Source organism: Stenotrophomonas sp. YJH_SMC_10 (genome assembly GCF_059371555.1).
Genome location: NZ_JCAFUS010000006.1, coordinates 94,810 through 113,282, shown reverse-complemented (window position 1 = coordinate 113,282; position 18,473 = coordinate 94,810). Strand labels below are relative to the sequence as shown.

General features: G+C 67.8%; 12 protein-coding genes. 6 read left to right on the top strand and 6 right to left on the bottom strand.

Features of this window, described 5'->3' with window-relative positions; all coding sequences use genetic code 11:
- Positions 1 to 12 precede the first annotated feature (12 nt).
- Positions 13 to 1,878 (bottom strand): ABC-F family ATP-binding cassette domain-containing protein, encoded by a 1,866-nt coding sequence (locus AC5P9C_RS10235; protein WP_032958937.1) that lies wholly within the window; start codon positions 1,876 to 1,878, stop codon positions 13 to 15.
- Between the two features lie 335 nt (positions 1,879 to 2,213).
- Between AC5P9C_RS10235 and AC5P9C_RS10230 the strand changes: the two genes are divergently transcribed.
- Complete coding sequence (locus AC5P9C_RS10230) at positions 2,214 to 4,601, top strand: TonB-dependent receptor plug domain-containing protein (RefSeq protein ID WP_049467960.1); 2,388 nt, start codon at positions 2,214 to 2,216, stop codon at positions 4,599 to 4,601.
- A gap of 199 nt (positions 4,602 to 4,800) precedes the next feature.
- Complete coding sequence (gene ybaL / locus AC5P9C_RS10225) at positions 4,801 to 6,498, top strand: YbaL family putative K(+) efflux transporter (RefSeq protein WP_049467962.1); 1,698 nt, start codon at positions 4,801 to 4,803, stop codon at positions 6,496 to 6,498.
- Positions 6,499 to 6,909: 411 nt separating this feature from the next.
- On the opposite strand, the gene AC5P9C_RS10220 is transcribed toward ybaL, so the two are convergent.
- Positions 6,910 to 8,196: an O-acetylhomoserine aminocarboxypropyltransferase/cysteine synthase family protein gene (locus AC5P9C_RS10220; RefSeq protein ID WP_343543192.1), complete on the bottom strand. Its 1,287-nt coding sequence runs from the start codon at positions 8,194 to 8,196 to the stop codon at positions 6,910 to 6,912.
- 180 nt (positions 8,197 to 8,376) lie between these two features.
- Here AC5P9C_RS10220 and AC5P9C_RS10215 point away from each other — a divergent pair, with 180 nt between their 5' ends.
- The 3 genes from AC5P9C_RS10215 (at position 8,377) to AC5P9C_RS10205 (ending at position 11,341) form a co-directional block, all read left to right on the top strand.
- Entirely contained in the window at positions 8,377 to 9,114 is a 738-nt protein-coding gene (locus AC5P9C_RS10215) for a winged helix-turn-helix domain-containing protein (RefSeq protein WP_049467562.1), read from the top strand.
- Positions 9,111 to 10,400 (top strand): ATP-binding protein, encoded by a 1,290-nt coding sequence (locus tag AC5P9C_RS10210; RefSeq protein ID WP_088476369.1) that lies wholly within the window; start codon positions 9,111 to 9,113, stop codon positions 10,398 to 10,400. The genes AC5P9C_RS10215 and AC5P9C_RS10210 overlap by 4 nt, the downstream gene beginning before the upstream one ends.
- Positions 10,401 to 10,540: 140 nt before the next feature.
- Positions 10,541 to 11,341 (top strand): MipA/OmpV family protein, encoded by an 801-nt coding sequence (locus AC5P9C_RS10205; RefSeq protein WP_053506521.1) that lies wholly within the window; start codon positions 10,541 to 10,543, stop codon positions 11,339 to 11,341.
- Positions 11,342 to 11,380: 39 nt separating this feature from the next.
- Here AC5P9C_RS10205 and AC5P9C_RS10200 read toward each other — a convergent pair whose 3' ends face one another.
- From AC5P9C_RS10200 to AC5P9C_RS10190, 3 genes are all read right to left on the bottom strand, one after another.
- Positions 11,381 to 11,926, bottom strand: a complete 546-nt coding sequence (locus AC5P9C_RS10200; RefSeq protein ID WP_414615288.1) for a hypothetical protein — start codon at positions 11,924 to 11,926, stop codon at positions 11,381 to 11,383.
- A gap of 93 nt (positions 11,927 to 12,019) precedes the next feature.
- Complete coding sequence (gene clpB / locus AC5P9C_RS10195) at positions 12,020 to 14,605, bottom strand: ATP-dependent chaperone ClpB (RefSeq protein ID WP_012481080.1); 2,586 nt, start codon at positions 14,603 to 14,605, stop codon at positions 12,020 to 12,022.
- Between the two features lie 181 nt (positions 14,606 to 14,786).
- Positions 14,787 to 15,608 (bottom strand): DUF3014 domain-containing protein, encoded by an 822-nt coding sequence (locus AC5P9C_RS10190; protein ID WP_164081960.1) that lies wholly within the window; start codon positions 15,606 to 15,608, stop codon positions 14,787 to 14,789.
- Positions 15,609 to 15,776: 168 nt separating this feature from the next.
- Between AC5P9C_RS10190 and AC5P9C_RS10185 the strand changes: the two genes are divergently transcribed.
- The gene (locus AC5P9C_RS10185; RefSeq protein ID WP_312558254.1) at positions 15,777 to 16,487 is read left to right on the top strand and encodes a glutathione S-transferase; all 711 of its coding nucleotides are present in this window, start codon (positions 15,777 to 15,779) and stop codon (positions 16,485 to 16,487) included.
- 228 nt (positions 16,488 to 16,715) lie between these two features.
- Here AC5P9C_RS10185 and AC5P9C_RS10180 read toward each other — a convergent pair whose 3' ends face one another.
- Positions 16,716 to 18,320, bottom strand: a complete 1,605-nt coding sequence (locus AC5P9C_RS10180) for a SulP family inorganic anion transporter (protein WP_312581752.1) — start codon at positions 18,318 to 18,320, stop codon at positions 16,716 to 16,718.
- Positions 18,321 to 18,473 lie beyond the last annotated feature (153 nt).

Genomic DNA, 18,473 nt, shown 5'->3' with positions numbered 1-18,473 from the left:
TTTTTTGCGTGATCAGGACTCCAGCAGCTCCATCCACGCTGCCTCAGCTTTTTCCAGCTGCGCCGCGGTGGTTTCGCGGTCACGTCCGATCACCGCCATGCGGGTCGCATCGGCGTAGTTGGCCGGATCGGCCAGCTGGCGGTCGAGCTCGGCCAGCGCGCTCTCCAGTTCGGCCACCTTGGCCTCGGCAGCGGCCAGCTTGTGCGGGTTCACCGGCTTCTTCTGCACCACCTGCGCCACCGGTGCGGTCTTGACCACCACCGGCTCTTCCACCTGCTCCATGCGCGCCTTGGTGCCCTGCGCCTGCGGGCGGGTGCGCAGCCACGCGGCGTACGCGTCCAGGTCGCCATCGAACGGTTCGACCACACCATCGGCCACGCGCCAATAGGTATCGCAGACCAGGCCGATCAGGTGGCGGTCATGCGAGACCATCACGATCGCGCCTTCGAAGGTGGCCAGCGCTTCGGCCAGTGCTTCGCGCATTTCCAGGTCAAGGTGGTTGGTCGGTTCGTCCAGCAGCAGCACGTTCGGCTGCTGCCAGGCGATCAGCGCCAGCGCCAGGCGCGCGCGCTCGCCACCGGAGAAGCCATCAACCGGCTCGAATGCACGATCGCCCGGGAAGTTCCACTTGCCGAGGAAATCGCGGAAGGACTGGTTCGGTGCGTCCGGGGCGATCTCGCGGAAATGCTCCATCGGCGATTGGCCTTCGTGCAGCGATTCCACCGTGTGCTGGGCGAAGTAGCCGATCTTCAGGTCCGGGTGCGCCATGCGCTCGCCGACGATCGGTGCGAGTTCGCCCACCAGGGTCTTCACCAGGGTGGTCTTGCCCGCACCGTTCGGGCCGAGCAGGCCGATGCGCTGTCCCGCTTCCAGGCCGAAGCCGACGTTGTGCAGGATCACCGCGTCCTTGCCGTAACCGGCCTCGACGTGGTTCAGGCGGATCAGCGAGAACGGCAGCTTGGCCGGCGGCGCGAACTCGATGCGGAACTCGCGCTCGGCGCGCACCGCTTCGGTGCCGGCCAGCTTGGCCAGGCGCTTCATGCGGCTCTGCGCCTGCGCGGCCTTGCTGGCCTGCGCCTTGAAGCGGTCGATGAAGCTCTGCAGGTGGGCGCGCTCGGCCTGTTCCTTCTCGTGCGCGATCTGCTGCTGGCGCAGCTGTTCGGCGCGCTGGCGCTCGAAATCAGTGTAGCCGCCCGGGTAGAGCTTGGCGCCGCCGCCGTGCAGGTGCAGGGTGTGGGTGGCCACGTTGTCGAGGAACTCGCGGTCATGCGAGATCAGCAGCAGGGTGCCCGGGTACTTCAGCAGCCACTGTTCCAGCCAGTACACCGCGTCCAGATCCAGGTGGTTGGTCGGTTCGTCGAGCAGCAGCAGGTCGCTGGGCATCATCAGCGCGCGGGCCAGGTTCAGGCGCACGCGCCAGCCGCCGGAGAACGAGGACACCGCGCGGTGGTGCGTCTCGGCAGGGAAGCCGAGGCCGTGCAGCAGCTTGCCGGCACGCGCTTCGGCGTCGTAGGCCCCCATCTCGGCCATCTTGGTGTGCGCGTTGGCCACCGCCTCCCAGTCTTCGCGGGCGGTCGCCTCGGCCTCTTCGGCCAGCACCGCGGCCACCTCGGTATCGCCGCCCAGCACGAAGCTCAGCGCCGGATCCGGCAGCGACGGGGTTTCCTGGGCCACGCTGGCGATGCGCACCTTGCCGGGCAGGTCGACGTCACCCTTGTCGGCCTCCAGCTCGCCCTTCACCGCCGCGAACAGGCTGGACTTGCCAGCACCGTTGCGGCCGACCACACCTACCCGGTAACCGGCGTGCAGGGTCAGGTCGACATTGGACAACAGCAGCCGCTCGCCGCGGCGCAAGGCGAAATTACGAAGGGAGATCATCGGGGGAGGGGTCCATATAACCGGATGGAATGTGCTGGTGAGCACTGTTCCTGCGACGCAATTCTAGCGTTAACGAATACTTGACGCGTCCCGGGATGCGCAGTGGCCGACGTTCCTCTCTCCCACGTCCCCGCCGCGCGCGTCCCGGGGTCCCTTCCTGCCAGCGCTGATCCGGGCTAAATGGTTGCTGCTGCAACGTTTTTTCTGACGCCTGGCATTTGACAGGCACTGAATATCCCGTTAATTGCTGTATTGCGCACCGCAACAACCGCCGTCCGCCTCACGCTCGTGATGTCGATTCCGGTGCCGCCCCCGCCAACCGGAGCCCCATCCCGATGACCCGCAAGACCCGCCTGATCGCCGCCGCCGTCGCTGTCGCACTCGGTGGCTCTCCGTTCGTCGCCGCTGCCCAGCAGGCCGGCACCGCCGCCAACACCCTGGACACGGTGATCGTCACCGGCACCCGCGTGGCCGACCGTACGGTCGCCGAATCGCAGTCGCCGATCGACATCATCACCCCCGAAGTGCTGCAGTCCACCGGTACCAGTGAACTGGCCACCGCACTGTCGCGCGCCCTGCCCTCGCTGAACTTCCCGCGCCCGGCGCTGACCGACGGCACCAGCGGCGTGCGCCCGGCGCAGCTGCGCGGCCTGTCGCCGGACCAGGTGCTGGTGCTGGTCAACGGCAAGCGCCGCCACACCTCGGCGCTGATCAACGTCAACGGCAGCATCGGCCGTGGCTCGTCGGCGGTGGACATCAACGCGATCCCGATCGCCGCGATCGAGCGCGTGGAAGTGCTGCGTGACGGTGCCTCGGCACAGTACGGCTCGGACGCCATCGCCGGCGTCATCAACATCGTGCTCAAGGGCAGCGGCAGCGGCGGCAGCCTGGCAGTGGACTACGGCCAGTACTCGGCCGGCGACGGCAACAAGTACCAGCTGTCCGGCGACACCGGCGTCGAGTTCGGCAACGGCCGCGGCCGCGTGCACGTGGCCGGCCAGATCAGCCAGCAGGACGAGAGCAACCGCGCCGGCCCGTACCGCGGCACCACGCCGAACACCGGCAACTTCCCCAGCATCGGCCAGAAGACCTTCATCGTCGGCGACCCGCGCGTGGATGCCACCGCGGCCTCGGCCAACGCCAGCTTCGACTTCAGCGACCACGTGACCGGCTACGCCAGCGCGCTGCTCAGCAACCGCGACATCACCTCGTTCGCCTTCTACCGTTCGCGCAACCACAGCGGGCAGAGCGCGCTGCTGGCGCAGACCTACCCGGACGGCTACGTGCCGGAGATCAACCAGTATTCCAAGGACCGCTCGCTGGTGGCCGGGGTCAAGGGCAACACCGACAACGGCTGGACCTGGGACCTGAGCCTGAACCACGGCGAGAACACCCTGGACTTCCACACCCGCAACAGCATCAACTACAGCCTCGGTGCGACCAGCCCGCGCTCGTTCTACGACGGCACGCTGAAGTACCAGCAGGACATCTTCAATGCCGATCTGACCAAGTCGCTGGACTGGGGCCTGGCCTACCCGGTCACGCTGTCCTTCGGCGGCGAGTACCGCAAGGAGAAGTGGGACCAGAACCCGGGCGAACTGAACTCGTACACCGGCAGCGGCGCGCAGGGCTTCGCGGGCTTCACCCCGACCAATGAAGTGCATGCCGACCGCCACAACTACGCGGTTTACGCCGGCCTGGAAGCGGACCTGACCGAGAAGTTCTCGGCCGGCATCACCGGCCGCTACGAGGACTACTCGGACTTCGGCGACCGCTTCTCGGGCAAGCTGTCGGCGCGCTACGCGTTCACCGACAAGGTGGCGCTGCGGGCCACCGCCTCCAGTGGCTTCCGCGCGCCCTCGCTGGCCCAGCAGGGCTACCAGGCGGTGACCAGCCAGTTCCTCAATGGCGTATTCGTCGAGCGCGGCACCTTCCCGACCACCAGCCAGGCCGCGCAGGCGCTGGGCGCCTCGCCGCTGAAGGCCGAGACCTCCACCTCGTACAGCCTGGGCCTGGTGCTGCAGCCGGTCGATCGCCTGTACATCACCGTCGATGCCTACCAGATCGACATTGACGACCGCATCGCGTTGTCGTCCAGCATCACCACCAACGCGGCCACCAGCGCGCTGCTGGGCACCCTGGGCCTGCCGCAGGTGACCGCGTTCTCCTACTTCACCAACGGCCTGGATACGCGCACCCGTGGCGTCGACTTCGTCTCCAGCTACACCGTACCGTTCACCGCCAGCAGCCTGGAGCTGACCGCGGCCTACAGCTACAACGACACCGAAGTGCGCCGTGTCGGCGGCACCCCGGCGGTATTCGGCACCCTAGGCCTGACCCAGTCGCTGATCGGCCGTGATGAGATCGGTCGCATCGAGGACAGCTACCCGCGCGACAAGGCGATCCTGAGCGGCACCTGGCGTTCGGACCACTGGGAGCTGGGCCTGGCCGCCACCCGCTACGGCAAATTCACCGTGCGCAACTCGGCCACCGCGCTGCGTGACCAGACCTACGGCGACGCCTGGGTGGTGGATGCCTCGGCCAGCTACAAGCCGAGCAGCAACTGGACCCTCACCGTGGGCGCCGACAACCTGCTCGACAAGTACCCGGACCGCACCGAAGACCTGCAGAACTCCACCTTCGGCATGCTGCCGTACAGCAACTACTCGCCGTTCGGCTTCAACGGCGCGTATGTGTACGGTCGGATCAAGTACACCTGGTAAGCGGTACTGCCGGCCGCTGGCCGGCATGCCCGGGCCGCGCCTGGAGGAGAGCCCCTTCTTGTTGAAGGGGCGCGCCGAAGGCGTGGGTTGAAGAGGAATGCGTAGGCAAATCCGCCGGCCACGGCACGTGGCCGGCGGATTTGCCGTATCTGGCCTCATCGGTGAAAATCGGGATACCCCCGATTGCCTGCGAGTGCCGATGCACCATGACACCGACCTGATCAACATCGTTGCCGTTGGCCTGGGGCTCGCCTTCATCTTCGGCGCGCTGGCCAACAAGCTCCGCTTGTCTCCCCTGGTCGGTTACCTGGTTGCTGGCATCTGCGTAGGCCCGTTCACCCCCGGCTTCGTCGCCGACCAGGCACTGGCCAACCAGCTGGCCGAACTGGGCGTGATGCTGCTGATGTTCGGCGTCGGCCTGCACTTCTCGTTGAAGGACCTGATGGCGGTCAAGGCGATCGCCATCCCCGGCGCCATCGGCCAGATCGCGGTCGCCACCCTGCTCGGCTGGGGCGTGGCCTCGCTGATGGGCTGGCCGGCCATCCATGGCGTCATCTTTGGTTTCTCGCTGGCCACCGCCAGTACCGTGGTGCTGCTGCGGGCAATGGAGGAACGCCGCCTGCTGGAAACCATGCGCGGCAAGATCGCGGTCGGCTGGCTGATCGTGGAAGACCTGGCCTGCGTGCTGGCGCTGGTGATGATGCCGGTAATGGCAGGCGTGTTCGGTCCGGACGCGTCCAAGGAATCGCACTCGCTGGGCAGCGTGCTGGCCGACATCGGCTGGACCTTCGTGCAGCTGGGCCTGTTCGTGGCGGTGATGCTGGTGGTCGGCCGGCGGGTCATCCCGTGGATCCTCGAGCGCATCGCCGGCACCGGTTCGCGTGAGCTGTTCACCCTGTCCGTGCTGGCGATCGCGCTGGGCGTGGCGTTCGGCTCGGCGATGCTGTTCGGCGTCTCGTTCGCGCTGGGCGCGTTCTTCGCCGGCATGCTGCTCAACGAATCGGAGCTGAGCCACAAGGCCGCGCATGATTCGCTGCCACTGCGCGACGCGTTCGCGGTGCTGTTCTTTGTCTCGGTCGGGATGCTGTTCGACCCCAACATCCTTGTCCAGCATCCGTGGCAGGTGCTGGCCACCGTCGCCATCATCATGTTCGGCAAGTCGGCGGCGGCATTCTTCATCGTGCGTGCCTTCGGCCACCCGACCAGCACCGCGCTGACCATCTCGGCCAGCCTGGCGCAGATCGGCGAGTTCGCCTTCATCATCGCCGGCCTCGGCGTGGCCCTGCAGATCCTGCCGAAGGAAGGCCAGTCGCTGGTGCTGGCCGGTGCGCTGGTGTCGATCATGCTCAACCCGCTGGTGTTCGGCCTGCTGGACCGTTGGCAGGCCAAGCAGGAGCAGTCGCCGCAGGCGCCCGAGCCGCCCGAAGCGATCGGCCCGTCGCGCGACCTGCATGACCACGCCATCGTGATCGGCTATGGCCGGGTCGGCAGCGAACTGGCGCAGGTGCTGCGCGACCGTGGCGTGCCGGTGCTGGTGATCGACGACAACAAGGAACACGTCGAGGAAGCCCACGCCAAGGGCCTGGCGGCGATCCGCGGCAGTGCGGCGGCCGACCGGGTGCTGGCCGAGGCGCATCCGGAGCGGGCCAAGATCGCGGTGCTGGCGATTCCGCAGCCGCTGGAAGCCGGTGAAGCACTGGCCAAGCTGCGGGCGATCAATCCGGACCTGACGCTGCTGGCGCGTGCGCACAGCGATGCCGAGGTGAAGCATCTGCTGGAACATGGTGCCGATGGCACGGTGATGGCCGAGCGCGAGCTGGCCTATTCGCTGGCGGAGATGATCATGTCGACGCCGCCGTACCGGAACCTGGGGCAGCACAGCATCCCGGTGGTGTGAGGGGTCTGCGGCAGGGCTTGCAGCCCTGCACCGGCTGAATCAACTTCAACGGCAACGGCAGAAGCAAAAGCTGGCATCCCGTGGAATGGCGGGATGGGGCCAGTTGCGGGAGACGCCGTAAACCCTTCCATGGGGGCTTGGCCGCGGCATCCATGCCGCGGACACTCCCGCAACCGGACCCAGCCCGCCTTCGACGGTTTTCCGCGATCTATCGGAAATACTCCTGGGGTCAGATCCGTTTTCCGCAGGAAAACGGATCTGACCCCGGAAACAGAAAGATCCCCGGTCGACCCGCATCGACCGGGGATCTGGATCGCCACGTTGCCACTGCCTTGGAGAGGCAGTTCCACCGTAACGCATCGCTCGGCCCGTGGTGATCGCCTGTGGCGATGACGACCAAGCGCGTGGCTATCAGGCGCCGGCCAGGGCCTGTTCCAGGTCGGCGCGCAGGTCGCCGATGTGCTCGATGCCGATGGACAGGCGCACGGTGTCCTCGCTGACCCCGGCCTTGGCCAGTTCGGCGGCATCCAGTTGGCGATGCGTGGTCGAGGCCGGGTGGGTCGCCAGCGACTTCGCATCCCCCAGGTTGACCAGGCGGGTGAACAGCTTCAGCGCATCGAGGAAGCGTGCGCCGGCTTCACGGCCACCGGGCAGGCCGAAGGTCAGCACGCCCGACCCATGCCCGCGCAGGTAGCGCTGCGCGGCGGCATGCTCGGGATCGTCAGGTAATCCCGCATAGCGCACCCAGGCCACCTTGGCGTGCGCCTTGAGGAACTGCGCCACAGCCAGCGCATTGGCGTTGATGCGTTCCATGCGCAGGGCCAGGGTCTCGATGCCCTGCAGGAGCAGGAACGCATTGAACGGCGACAGCGCTGCGCCGGTATTGCGCAATGGCACCACCCGCGCGCGGCCGATGTAGGCCGCCGGCCCCAACGCTTCGGTATAGACCACGCCGTGGTAACTGGGGTCGGGCTGGTTGAGCCGCGCGAAGCGCGTGGGTTGCGCCGCCCAATCGAAGCGGCCCGAATCGATGATCGCGCCGCCCAGGCTGTTGCCGTGCCCGCCCAGGTACTTGGTCAGCGAATGCACCACGATGTCGGCGCCGTGCTCGAACGGGCGCAGCAGGAAGGGCGTAGCCACCGTGTTGTCGACGATCAGCGGCACCCCGGCGGCATGCGCGACCTTGGCGATGGCGGCGATGTCGGTGACATTGCCGCGCGGGTTGCCGATGGATTCGACGAACACCGCCTTGGTGCGTTCGTCGATCAGCGCGGCGAACGCGGCCGGGTCGGCCGGGTCGGCGAAGCGCGCCTGGATGCCGTACTGCGGCAGCGTGTGCGCCAGCAGATTGAGGCTGCCACCGTAGAGCGCACTGGAGGCGACGATGGTGTCACCGGCTTCGGCGATGGTCTGGATGGCGTAGGTGATCGCGGCCTGCCCCGAGGCCAGCGCCAGCGCGCCGATGCCGCCTTCCAACGCGGCCAGGCGCTGTTCCAGCACGTCGGTGGTGGGGTTCATGATGCGGGTGTAGATGTTGCCGGGCACCTTCAGGTCAAACAGGTCGGCGCCGTGCTGGGTGTCGTCGAACGCATACGCCACGGTCTGGTAGATCGGCACGGCCACCGCGCGGGTGGTCGGGTCGGGACGGTAGCCGCCGTGCACGGCCAGGGTTTCCAGTTGCCACTGCGGGTCGCTCATCGGGCCAGGCTCCATCCGGGGAAACGGCCACCATAGGCCAGCCGCGGGCCGCCGCTGAAAGCCACTGGCGATGACGGCCGTACCCACGGTTATCAGGTTGGTCGCGATTCAGGCAGTCGTCATGGGCCGTTGCTAGGCTTCGCCGCCGGGCGCTCCTGCCCGGGCACGGAGGCCCCTCGCATGCAGCCATCTTCCTGGACCCCTGCGCCCAGCCACTCACCCACCTCGGTGCTGCTGGTGGAGGACGACCGCCGCCTGGCCGAACTGGTCAGCGATTACCTCCACGAACATGGCTTTGCCGTGCGGCATGTGGCCCGCGGTGACCTTGCGGGCGCGGCCTGCCGCCAGCACGTGCCGGAGCTGGTGGTGCTGGACCTGATGCTGCCCGGCCTGGGCGGCATCGATGTGTGCCGGCAGATCCGCAGCTTTTCCGATGTGCCGATCCTGATGCTGACCGCCTGCGAGGACGACATCGAACAGGTGCTGGGCCTGGAGTCGGGTGCCGATGACTATGTGCACAAGCCGATCGAGCCGCGCCTGCTGCTGGCCCGCCTGCGCGCCCTGCTGCGCCGCCGCCATGGCAGCAGCACCACCGGCACGCCCAGCCGGCTGATGCACGGGCAACTGCTGATCGATCGCATGCAGCGCGAAGTGCACCTGCACGGCGCGGCGGTGGACGTGGGCACCACCGAATTCGAGATCCTGTGGCTGCTGGCCAGCCAGCCCGGACAGATCCTGTCGCGTGACCAGATCCTGCAGGCGGTGCGCGGGATAGGCTTCGACGGCCTGGACCGCAGCGTGGACGTCTGCATCGGCAAGCTGCGCCGCAAACTCGGTGACGACGCACGCGAACCGCGGCGCATCAAGACCGTGTGGGGACGCGGCTACCAGTTCAATCCTGCGGCCTGGTCGGAATGAAGCGGCTGTTCCTGTGGCTGTGGTTCGTCACCGGTGCCTGCTTCCTGGCCTCGGTGTTCTTCCTCAACCACATCCTGGATGGCATCTACACGCCCGTGCAGGATCGCGTTTTCGTCCAGCAGGTGCGCGGGCAGGTGTACGCCCTGCGCAGCGGCCTTGCGGGCCTGGACGCGGGTCAGCAGCGTGAGCGCCTGCGGCAGTGGCAACCCCACTACGGCATTGCCTTGACCCTGCTCGACGGTCCTCCCGCGCTCGATCGGCAGGAACAGGCGGCCGTGCAGGCCGATGGCTTCATCGTGCGCGATCAGTACCAGCAGGTCCTGCTGCCCATCGAGGGGGTCGATGGTCGCTGGCTGCACCTGCGCCTGCCTGGGGCCGTGCAGATGACCACGTACATGACCCTCGCCGCCTACCTCAGCATCCTGCTGCTGGTGGGCGCCAGCCTGTATGCCTGGGTACGCCTGCTCTGGCGCGATCTCGAAGCGTTGCGCCTGCATGCCGACCGCATCGGCGCCGGTGATCTGCAGGCACGCGCACAGGTCTCGCCGCGCTCGCAGATCCGCGTCATCGTCGACCATTCCAACCGCATGGCCGCGCGCGTGGCCGAACTGGTGCAGCGCCAGCGCGATCTCACGCATGCCATTTCGCACGAACTGCGCACGCCCATCGCGCGCGTGGCCTTCGGCCTGGACCTGATGCAGGACAGCGATGATCGCGAACGCCGCGCGCGACTGGCGGAGGGACTGCATGGCGACCTGGCCGAACTCAACCGGCTGGTCAGCGAACTGCTGGCCTACGAACGGCTGGAGCATCCCAGCGAAGGCGAGCCGATGCAGCGCATCGAAGCCGATGACTGGCTGCAGGCCTGCCTGGCCGATGCGCGCCGTGATGCGGAACGCGCCGGCCTGGTGCTGCGCGTGCAGCCCAGTGCGTTGCCACGGGTGGATGCCGAGCCACGCCTGCTGCAGCTGGCGCTGAGCAACCTGGTCGGCAATGCGCTGCGCCACGCGCGCTCGCAGGTGGAAGTGTCGCTGGTCGGTGTGGGCGGACGCGCCTGTCTGCGCGTGGACGACGATGGCCCCGGCATCGCCGAGGCCGACCGCGAGAAGGTGGTCCGCCCGTTCACTCGCCTGGATGACAGCCGCAGCCGTGACACCGGCGGCTTCGGCCTGGGCCTGGCGATCGTCGGCCGCATCGCCGCGCGCCACCACGGCGAGCTGCGCATCGGCCGCGCCACCCTTGGCGGCGCACGCCTGGAAATGCACTGGCCGCTGGCTGCCAGCTGAACGCCCACGGGCGCGCTTACAGTTGGTTACAACTCCCGCACAACTGCGGACGGATCGGTCGCCGGCGTATCGCCACGCTGGCAACCCTGCAGCGCGCGCCGGATGCGCGTGCTGCTTTCCTCCCATTGTCGAGAGTTTCCATGTCCCCGCTTCGCCGTTCCCCTGCCCTGCTCTGCCTGGCCCTGCTGCCGGTGTTCGCCGCCCCGATCGCTTACGCCAAGGATGACCACTGGACCTTCGAGCTCGCCGCCGGGGGCGGCGTGGCACCACGCTACAGCGGCAGTGAGGAGTATCGTGCAACGCCCTCGCTGTCGTTCGATGCCACCGCGCCGGGGGGCTGGTTTCTGGGCACCAGTGGCATCGGCTGGGGCACCTCCCTCGGCGAGCACACCCGCGTGCGGGCCTATGTGGGTGCCAGTGGTATCCGCAAGGACAAGGACTCGCTGCTTGGCGGTTCCGACTTCCTGCGCGGCATGGGTGATATCGATGCCCGTCCCCTGGTCGGCGTCTCGGCGGGTTATACGCTCGGCGAAGCCGTGCTGAGCGGCTCCTGGCAGTTCACCCGCAAGGATGAGGACAAGGCCGAGAATGGCCTGGCCACCCAGCAGATCCATCTGAACCTGACCCTGCCGCTGTTCGACCTGGCCGGCGGCGTGGTCAGCGGCAGCGTCTCCACCGACTACGGCAACCGCGGTTACCTGCAGACCTGGTACGGCGTCAGTCCGGCACAGGCGGCGCGCACCGGCTTTGCCGAACACACGCCGAAGGCCGGCCTGGTCAGCGCCGGTGTCGGCCTGAAGTGGAGCCACCGCGTCGGCCGCAATGGCAACTGGTACATCTCGGCCGAAGGCACGCGCCTGCTCGGCGATGCCGCCGACAGCCCGATCGTGCAGAAGGCAAACCAGTTCGGGCTGATGAGCGGTTACACCCACCGCTTCTGATGCATGAAGGGCGCCGCTGGGCGCCCTTTCCTTCTGCGATCAGCGGCAGGCCGGCGCGTCGCCGCTGCCGCACAACCCGACCTCGCGCAGCCAGCCGATCCACTGCACGACGTCCTCCTTCTCCGGCTCGGAGCGGAACGACTTCTGCACGGTGTGGAAGCCCTGCCTGCCCTGCATGCCCTTGATCCAGGTGAACTCGGGCTTGCCTGTCCCTGGATTCTGCGGGCAGCCGAGCATCAGCAGGGCGAAGGGCCGTCCCCCTTCTTCGCCTTCGCGGATCCAGTGGCTCTGCGCCGCCGGACAGGCGATGCGCCACCCCGCCTCGATGATGCCGAGGAACTCACGCGGACTCACATGGCCACTGTTCGGCGCATCGTTGACGGTGACCATGTCGGTCCAGTCGTGCACGGTCTGGCCCTGTGGCACGTACTCGGTGATGCGGTTGCCTTGCGCGTCGGTGCTCTGGTGGGCCTGCTGGTAGCCCTTCATCGGCGGCAGCTGGACCTGTTCGGCGGCCGCGGCGTGTCCACAAACAGCAGCCAACGCCAGCGTCATGCAGAATGAAGCCCTGCGGGCAACGTCCATGCGGTTCTCCTCATCCTTGCGAAAGTGAAACAGGACCATCGTGCGCTGCCAAGGCTCGGATGGCGCCCCAGCCATGGCCGGGGCGCCACCGGTTCAAGCCTTGGCGAAGACCAGGCGACCACCGTCGTTGCCGACTTCGATGGTATCGCCGTTGACGAAGGCGCCGGACAGGATCTGCTGCGCCAGCGGGTTTTCCAGCTGCGACTGGATCGCACGCTTCAACGGGCGCGCGCCGTACACCGGATCGAAGCCGACGTTGCCGAGCAGGTCGAACGCCGCATCGGAGACCGCCAGCTTCAGCCCGCGCTCGGCCAGGCGCTTCTCCAGCCCGCGCATCTGGATGCGCGCGATCTGCTTGATCTGCTGCTTGTCCAGCGGGTGGAACACCACGATGTCGTCCAGGCGGTTGATGAACTCCGGACGGAAGTGCGCCTGCACCACGCCCATCACCGCTGCTTTCATCTGCGTGTAGGCCTCCGGACTGTCGTCGGCGCTCATGTCCTGGATCTGGTGCGAGCCCAGGTTGGAGGTCATCACGATGACGGTGTTGCGGAAGTCCACGGTGCGGCCCTGGCCATCGGTCAGGCGGCCATCGTCCAGCACCTGCAGCAGGATGTTGAACACATCCGGATGCGCCTTCTCCACTTCGTCCAGCAGGATCAGCGAATACGGGCGACGACGCACCGCCTCGGTCAGGTAGCCGCCTTCCTCGTAGCCGACATAGCCCGGGGGCGCACCGATCAAGCGGGCGACGCTGTGCTTCTCCATGAACTCGCTCATGTCGATGCGGATCATCGCGTCGGCGCTGTCGAACAGGAACTCGGCCAGCGACTTGCACAGCTCGGTCTTGCCGACGCCGGTCGGGCCGAGGAACAGGAACGAGCCGGCCGGGCGATTCGGATCGGACAGGCCCGCTCGCGAGCGGCGCACCGCATCGGAGACGACCTTGATCGCTTCCTCCTGGCCGACCACGCGGTTGTGCAGCACCTCTTCCATGCGCAGCAGCTTGTCGCGCTCGCCTTCGAGCATCTTGTTGACCGGAATGCCGGTCCAGCGCGATACGACCTCGGCGATCTCCTCGTCGGTCACGCGATCCTGCACCAGCTTGAAGTCCTTGTGCTCGGCTTCCTGGGCCGCGGCCAGCTGCTTTTCCAGCTGCGGCAACAGGCCGTACTGGATCTCGCTCATCTTGGCGAAATCCTGGCGGCGCTGCGCGGCCTCCAGCTCCAGCTTGGCCTGCTCGACCTGTTCCTTGATCTTAGTGGCGCCCTGCAGCGCGGCCTTCTCCGACTTCCAGATTTCATTGAGGTCGGAGAACTCGCGCTCCAGCCCGTCGATGTCGTTTTCCAGGTCGGCCAGGCGCTGCCGCGAGGCCTCGTCCTTCTCCTTCTTCAGCATCTCGCGCTGGATCTTCAACTGGATCACCCGGCGCTCCAGCCGATCCAGCTCCTCCGGCTTGGAGTCGATCTCCATGCGCAGGCGCGAGGCAGCCTCGTCCATCAGGTCGATGGCCTTGTCCGGCAGCTGGCGGTCGGTGATGTAGCGGTTGGACAGCGTGGCGGCGGCCACGATGGCCGGGTCGGTGATCTCCACCCCGTGGTGCACGGCGTACTTTTCCTTCAGCCCGCGCAGGATCGCGATGGTGTCCTCCACCGACGGCTCACCGACGAAGACCTTCTGGAAGCGTCGCTCCAGCGCAGCGTCCTTCTCGATGTACTTGCGGTATTCGTCCAGCGTGGTGGCGCCGATGCAGTGCAGCTCGCCGCGTGCCAGCGCCGGCTTCAGCATGTTGCCGGCATCCATCGCACCGTCGGCCTTGCCCGCGCCGACCATGGTGTGCAGCTCATCGATGAACAGGATGATCTGGCCTTCGTTCTTGGCCAGGTCGTTGAGCACACCCTTCAGGCGCTCCTCGAATTCGCCGCGGAACTTGGCCCCGGCAATCAGCGCGCCCATGTCCAGCGACAGCACGCGCTTGCCGCGCAGGCCTTCGGGTACTTCGTCGTTGATGATGCGCTGGGCCAGCCCTTCCACGATCGCGGTCTTGCCCACGCCCGGCTCGCCGATCAGCACCGGGTTGTTCTTGGTCCGGCGCTGCAGCACCTGGATGGTGCGGCGGATTTCCTCGTCACGGCCGATCACCGGGTCGAGCTTGCCGCTCTCGGCACGCGCGGTCAGGTCGATGGTGTACTTCTCCAGCGCCTGCCGCTGTTCCTCGGCATTCTCCGACTGCACGTTCTCACCGCCACGCAGCTTGTCGATCGCCGCCTGCAGGCGGGTCTTGTCGGCACCGGCGGCGCGCAGCGCCATGCCCAGCGTGCCGCCGTCGTCCAGCGCCGCCAGCACGAACCACTCGCTGGCAATGAAGGCGTCCCCGTGCTGCTGCGCCAGCTTGTCGGTCTGGTTCAGCAGGCGCCCCAGATCGTTGCCCATCGAGACGTTGCCGGCCTGGCCGGATACCTTGGGCAGTGCGTCCAGCGCCTCGGTCAGGCGCTCGCGCAGCACCGGCACGTTCACCCCGGCCTGGGCCAGCAGTGGGCGCGTGCTGCCACCCTGCTGGTCCAGCAGCGCGCTGAACAGGTGGACCGGTTCGATGATGCTGTTGTCGCGGCCCACGGCCAACGACTGTGCGTCTGCCAGCGCCTGCTGGAAACGCGAGGTGAGCTTGTCCATCCGCATTGCGAATCCTCATCGGTCATCAGGGCCGGCCTGGGCCGGCAATGCTGGAAAGATGCGGTTGCCCCACCCGGTTTCAAGGGTGGCTGCGACTGCACCCCGGGGCCAGTCAGCCTGCGGCCAGCATGCCGGAGCGGGTGTGGTCGGCGCGTTGATCCCGATCAGTCCGGGGCGGCGGACCGGCTCAGCGGGTGATCGCGGTGCGGATCGCCCGCAGCTGCTGCTTGACCGCATGCACCTGGGCTGCGTCCATGCGCAGCAGCGCCTTCTGGCCGACCGAGCGCGACTGCAGGGTGGGATCGACAAAGCGGTAGCGGCCGCGCGCATCGCGCTGCACCGCCGGGGGCTGCGCCAGTTCCGGGGTCTCCAGCAGGTGGTCGATGACTGCTACCAGACGGTCGTTGAAGTAGCCCTCGGGCCGGCCCAGGTCGACGTAGGCCTGCTGGATCAGCGGATAGAAGCGCTTGTAGGCGGTGGCCGTTGCCGCCGGGTCGAGCGCGGTGAAGGCCTGCACGTAGGGCGCGTAGCGCGCCGCGTTGCTGGCGGCGATGCGTTCGCCGCCCTCGGCGGGTTCAACCTGCAGGCTGCCCGGCAGCGGTCGCGCGGCCAGCGCGGTCGGCGGCACGCTGGGCTTGTCCAGGTTGTCGAGCTGGGTAACCAGGCGCTGGATCAGGTGGTCGCGCAGCAGCAGGGTCAGTGGCCCCTCGCCCTGGAACAGCTGGCTCAATGCGCCCCAGGCCGCCGCATCGCTGTCGGCCAGCGTCGGCAGCGCCGGGTCAGCCGCGGCCTCGGTATCCAGCGGATGCCTGATCGGCGGTGGTGCCGGCGCGGGCTGCGCGGCCGCCTGCGGTTGTGGCGGCGCGCCGGTACTGGCGGGGGTTGATTGCACGGGTACCGCAACACCGTCTGCCATGTGCTTCAACTGATCGCGGAACAACCAGCCGCCCGCACCACCGATCACCACCACACCCAACACCCAGGGCCAGACCGCCTTTCCGCTCTGCATGATGCAGCACCTCGTATCACACGCATGGAAAGGGTGTGACCCCCACGGTTGCAACGGGTTCCCCGCCTGTTCCGCTGCCGTTGGGGTTCGCCTGCACCCGTGTCGCGCTCACGCCTGCTTTGCATGCTTCGCGCGAGGCTGTACGCCTTGCACTGTGGAGGCACCACCATGCAGTACGCGCTGTATTACTGGACCGGCATCCAGGGCCGTGGCGAGTTCGTGCGGCTGGCGCTGGAAGACGCCGGCGCCGACTACATCGACATGGCGCGGGTGCACGGCGATGCAGTGATGCAGTCGTTCCTGGAGGGCCGCAGCGAAGGCGCACAGCCCTTCGCGCCGCCGTTCCTGAAGGCCGGTCGCCAGGTCATCGCGCAGGTCGCCGCGATCCTGGATTTCCTTGGCCCGACGCTGGACCTGGTGCCGCAGGCCGCATCGCGGCGGATGCAGGCGCTGCAACTGCAGCTGACCATCGCGGATCTGGTGGCCGAGGTGCATGACACCCACCATCCGATTGCCGCGTCGAAGTACTACGAAGAGCAGAAGACCGAAGCCAAGGCACGTGCCGCGTCACTGCGCAGCGAGCGCCTGCCGAAGTTCCTCGGCTACTTCGAACAGGTGCTGGCCGCCAACGGTGGCCGCCATGCCCTGCGCGAGCATTCGTATGTCGATCTGTCGCTGTTCCAGCTGCTGAGCGGGCTGGACTACATGTTCCCGCGGCGCATGCAGGCGCTCGGCCCTACCGTGCCCCTGCTGCGGGCGTTGCAGGAGCGGGTGGCGAAGCGACCGAACATCGCCGCCTATCTGGCATCGGAGCGGCGGTTGCCGTTCAACACCAACGGCATCTTCCGCCATTACCCCGAACTGGACGCCGAACGGTAGTGCCGGCCGCTGGCCGGCAGCTGCACCCTCCGCCCGAAACCCCCGGTAGTGCCGGCCGCTGGCCGGCAGCTGCACCCTCCGCCCGAGGCCCACGGGTAGTGCCGGCCGCTGGCCGGCAGCTGCACCCTCCTCCCGAAGCCCACGGGTAGTGCCGGCCGCTGGCCGGCAGCTGCACCCTCCGCCCGAAGCCCACGACGGTGCCGGTCAGCGGCCGGCACCACCGCGGGGTCAGCTGTTCCCACCCAGCGGCTGCACCGGCTGTTTCTGCAGCGACAACAACCCCAGCAGCAGTGCCAACGCCACATAGGCACCGGCAAACTGCCAGCTGATGATGCGCGCCAGGCCGTCCAGGTCCCATGGCAGGTAGATGCCACCGCGCGGATCCACCGAATGGATCAGGCCGAACAGGGTCAGCCCGGCGGCCACCAGCAGGACGCCACAGGCACGGCGCAGGCGGCCATCGACCATCGCCGCCACGGCCGAGATCCACAGCATCGAGGTGATGATGAAGCCATTGCCCAGGGTGAAGATCACCGCCAGCTCCGGCAGGCCGTGGCCGTCGAGCTTGGTCAGCAGCTGCGGCAGCTGGTCCGGTGCGATCCAGCCGGGCGCCTTGATCGCCAGCAGGTAAGCCACCGACGGCAGGAAACCGAACACCATCGCGCCGGCGTGGTGACGCGGCGTCGCCTGGAAGGCCTGGGTGGTGATGTCGATGGCCACGTACACGATGATCGGCGCCAACACCGCCAGCGGCAGCCATTGCACCAGCCCGGAGATGATGCCAAGCATGCCGCCGATACCGACGAACAGGCCGGTCAGCAGCGTGTAGCCGCTGCGCGCGCCCATGTGCTTGTACGCCGGCTGGCCGATGTACGGCGTGGTCTGCGCGACGCCGCCGCAGATCCCGGCCACCAGCGTGGCCACCGCTTCCACCAGCAGAATGTCGCGGGTGCGATAGTCATCACCGGCCGCACGCGCGCTTTCAGAGACGTTGATGCCACCGACCACCATCAGCAGGCCGAACGGCAGCAGCAGCGGCAGGTAGGTCATCGCGGTGGGCAGGCCGTCGAGGAAGCCCAGCGTCGGCAGCGGCAGCACCACCTGCGGCGGCACCCACTCCGGTACATGGAAGCCGGGCGCGCCCAGCCCGGCCAGGCCGAGGCCGTAATACAGCACGGTGCCGAACACGAAGGCCAGCAGCACGCCCGGACCACGCACCGGCAACTTGCCCTTGGCGATCAGCACATACAGCAGCAGGCCCAGCGTGGTGAAGCCGACCAGCGGCGAGCGCAGCGTTTCCAGCAGCGGCAGCAGGCCCATCAGCACCAGCGCAATGCCGGCAATGGAGCCCAGCAGCGCCGCACGCGGCAGCGCGCGGGTGACTGCTTCGCCGAAGAACGACAGCACGAACTTGAGCACGCCCATGATGACCAGCGCGGCCATGCCCAGCTGCCAGGTGGCGATGCCTGCGGCATGCGGATCCATGCCCTGCTGCTTGAAGGCGATGAAGGCCGGGCCAAGCACCAGCAGGGCCATGCCGATGCTGGTGGGGGCATCCAGGCCGAGCGGCATGGCGGTGACATCGTCGCGGCCGGTACGCGCAGCCAGCCGACGCGCCATCAGCGTGTACAGCAGGTTGCCGACCAGCACGCCGAAGGCCGTGCCGGGGAACATGCGGCCGAACACCACGTCGGCAGGGAACTGGAAGATCCCGACCAGGGCCATGGCGATGAAGCCGAGGATGGAGAGGTTGTCGACGACCAGGCCGAAGAAGCCATTGAAGTCGCCGGCGACGAACCAGCGACGCGGTGCGGCGGAAGCGGGAGCGGACATGGAAGGGGCGGAGGGGGTGGGGAGCGCCGATGGTAGGCCCAGCAGGGCCCGGGCGCCAATTCCGCGGTGGAATGATGGGTTCCAGCGGACGGCGGGGCCCCTCTTGGCTGGTCGCGGGTAGAGTCGACTGTCAGTCGACTGGCATTGCGCGTT

Excerpts from the sequence above, each read along its gene's own strand:
- AC5P9C_RS10205 (WP_053506521.1), top strand. The coding sequence starts at position 10,541 with ATGTCCCCGCTTCGCCGTTCCCCTGCCCTGCTCTGCCTGGCCCTGCTG.
- AC5P9C_RS10230 (WP_049467960.1), top strand. The coding sequence starts at position 2,214 with ATGACCCGCAAGACCCGCCTGATCGCCGCCGCCGTCGCTGTCGCACTC.
- AC5P9C_RS10215 (WP_049467562.1), top strand. The coding sequence starts at position 8,377 with ATGCAGCCATCTTCCTGGACCCCTGCGCCCAGCCACTCACCCACCTCG.
- clpB (WP_012481080.1), bottom strand. The coding sequence starts at position 14,605 with ATGCGGATGGACAAGCTCACCTCGCGTTTCCAGCAGGCGCTGGCAGAC.
- AC5P9C_RS10180 (WP_312581752.1), bottom strand. The coding sequence starts at position 18,320 with ATGTCCGCTCCCGCTTCCGCCGCACCGCGTCGCTGGTTCGTCGCCGGC.
- AC5P9C_RS10210 (WP_088476369.1), top strand. The coding sequence starts at position 9,111 with ATGAAGCGGCTGTTCCTGTGGCTGTGGTTCGTCACCGGTGCCTGCTTC.
- AC5P9C_RS10220 (WP_343543192.1), bottom strand. The coding sequence starts at position 8,196 with ATGAGCGACCCGCAGTGGCAACTGGAAACCCTGGCCGTGCACGGCGGC.
- AC5P9C_RS10200 (WP_414615288.1), bottom strand. The coding sequence starts at position 11,926 with ATGGACGTTGCCCGCAGGGCTTCATTCTGCATGACGCTGGCGTTGGCT.
- ybaL (WP_049467962.1), top strand. The coding sequence starts at position 4,801 with ATGCACCATGACACCGACCTGATCAACATCGTTGCCGTTGGCCTGGGG.
- AC5P9C_RS10185 (WP_312558254.1), top strand. The coding sequence starts at position 15,777 with ATGCAGTACGCGCTGTATTACTGGACCGGCATCCAGGGCCGTGGCGAG.
- AC5P9C_RS10235 (WP_032958937.1), bottom strand. The coding sequence starts at position 1,878 with ATGATCTCCCTTCGTAATTTCGCCTTGCGCCGCGGCGAGCGGCTGCTG.
- AC5P9C_RS10190 (WP_164081960.1), bottom strand. The coding sequence starts at position 15,608 with ATGCAGAGCGGAAAGGCGGTCTGGCCCTGGGTGTTGGGTGTGGTGGTG.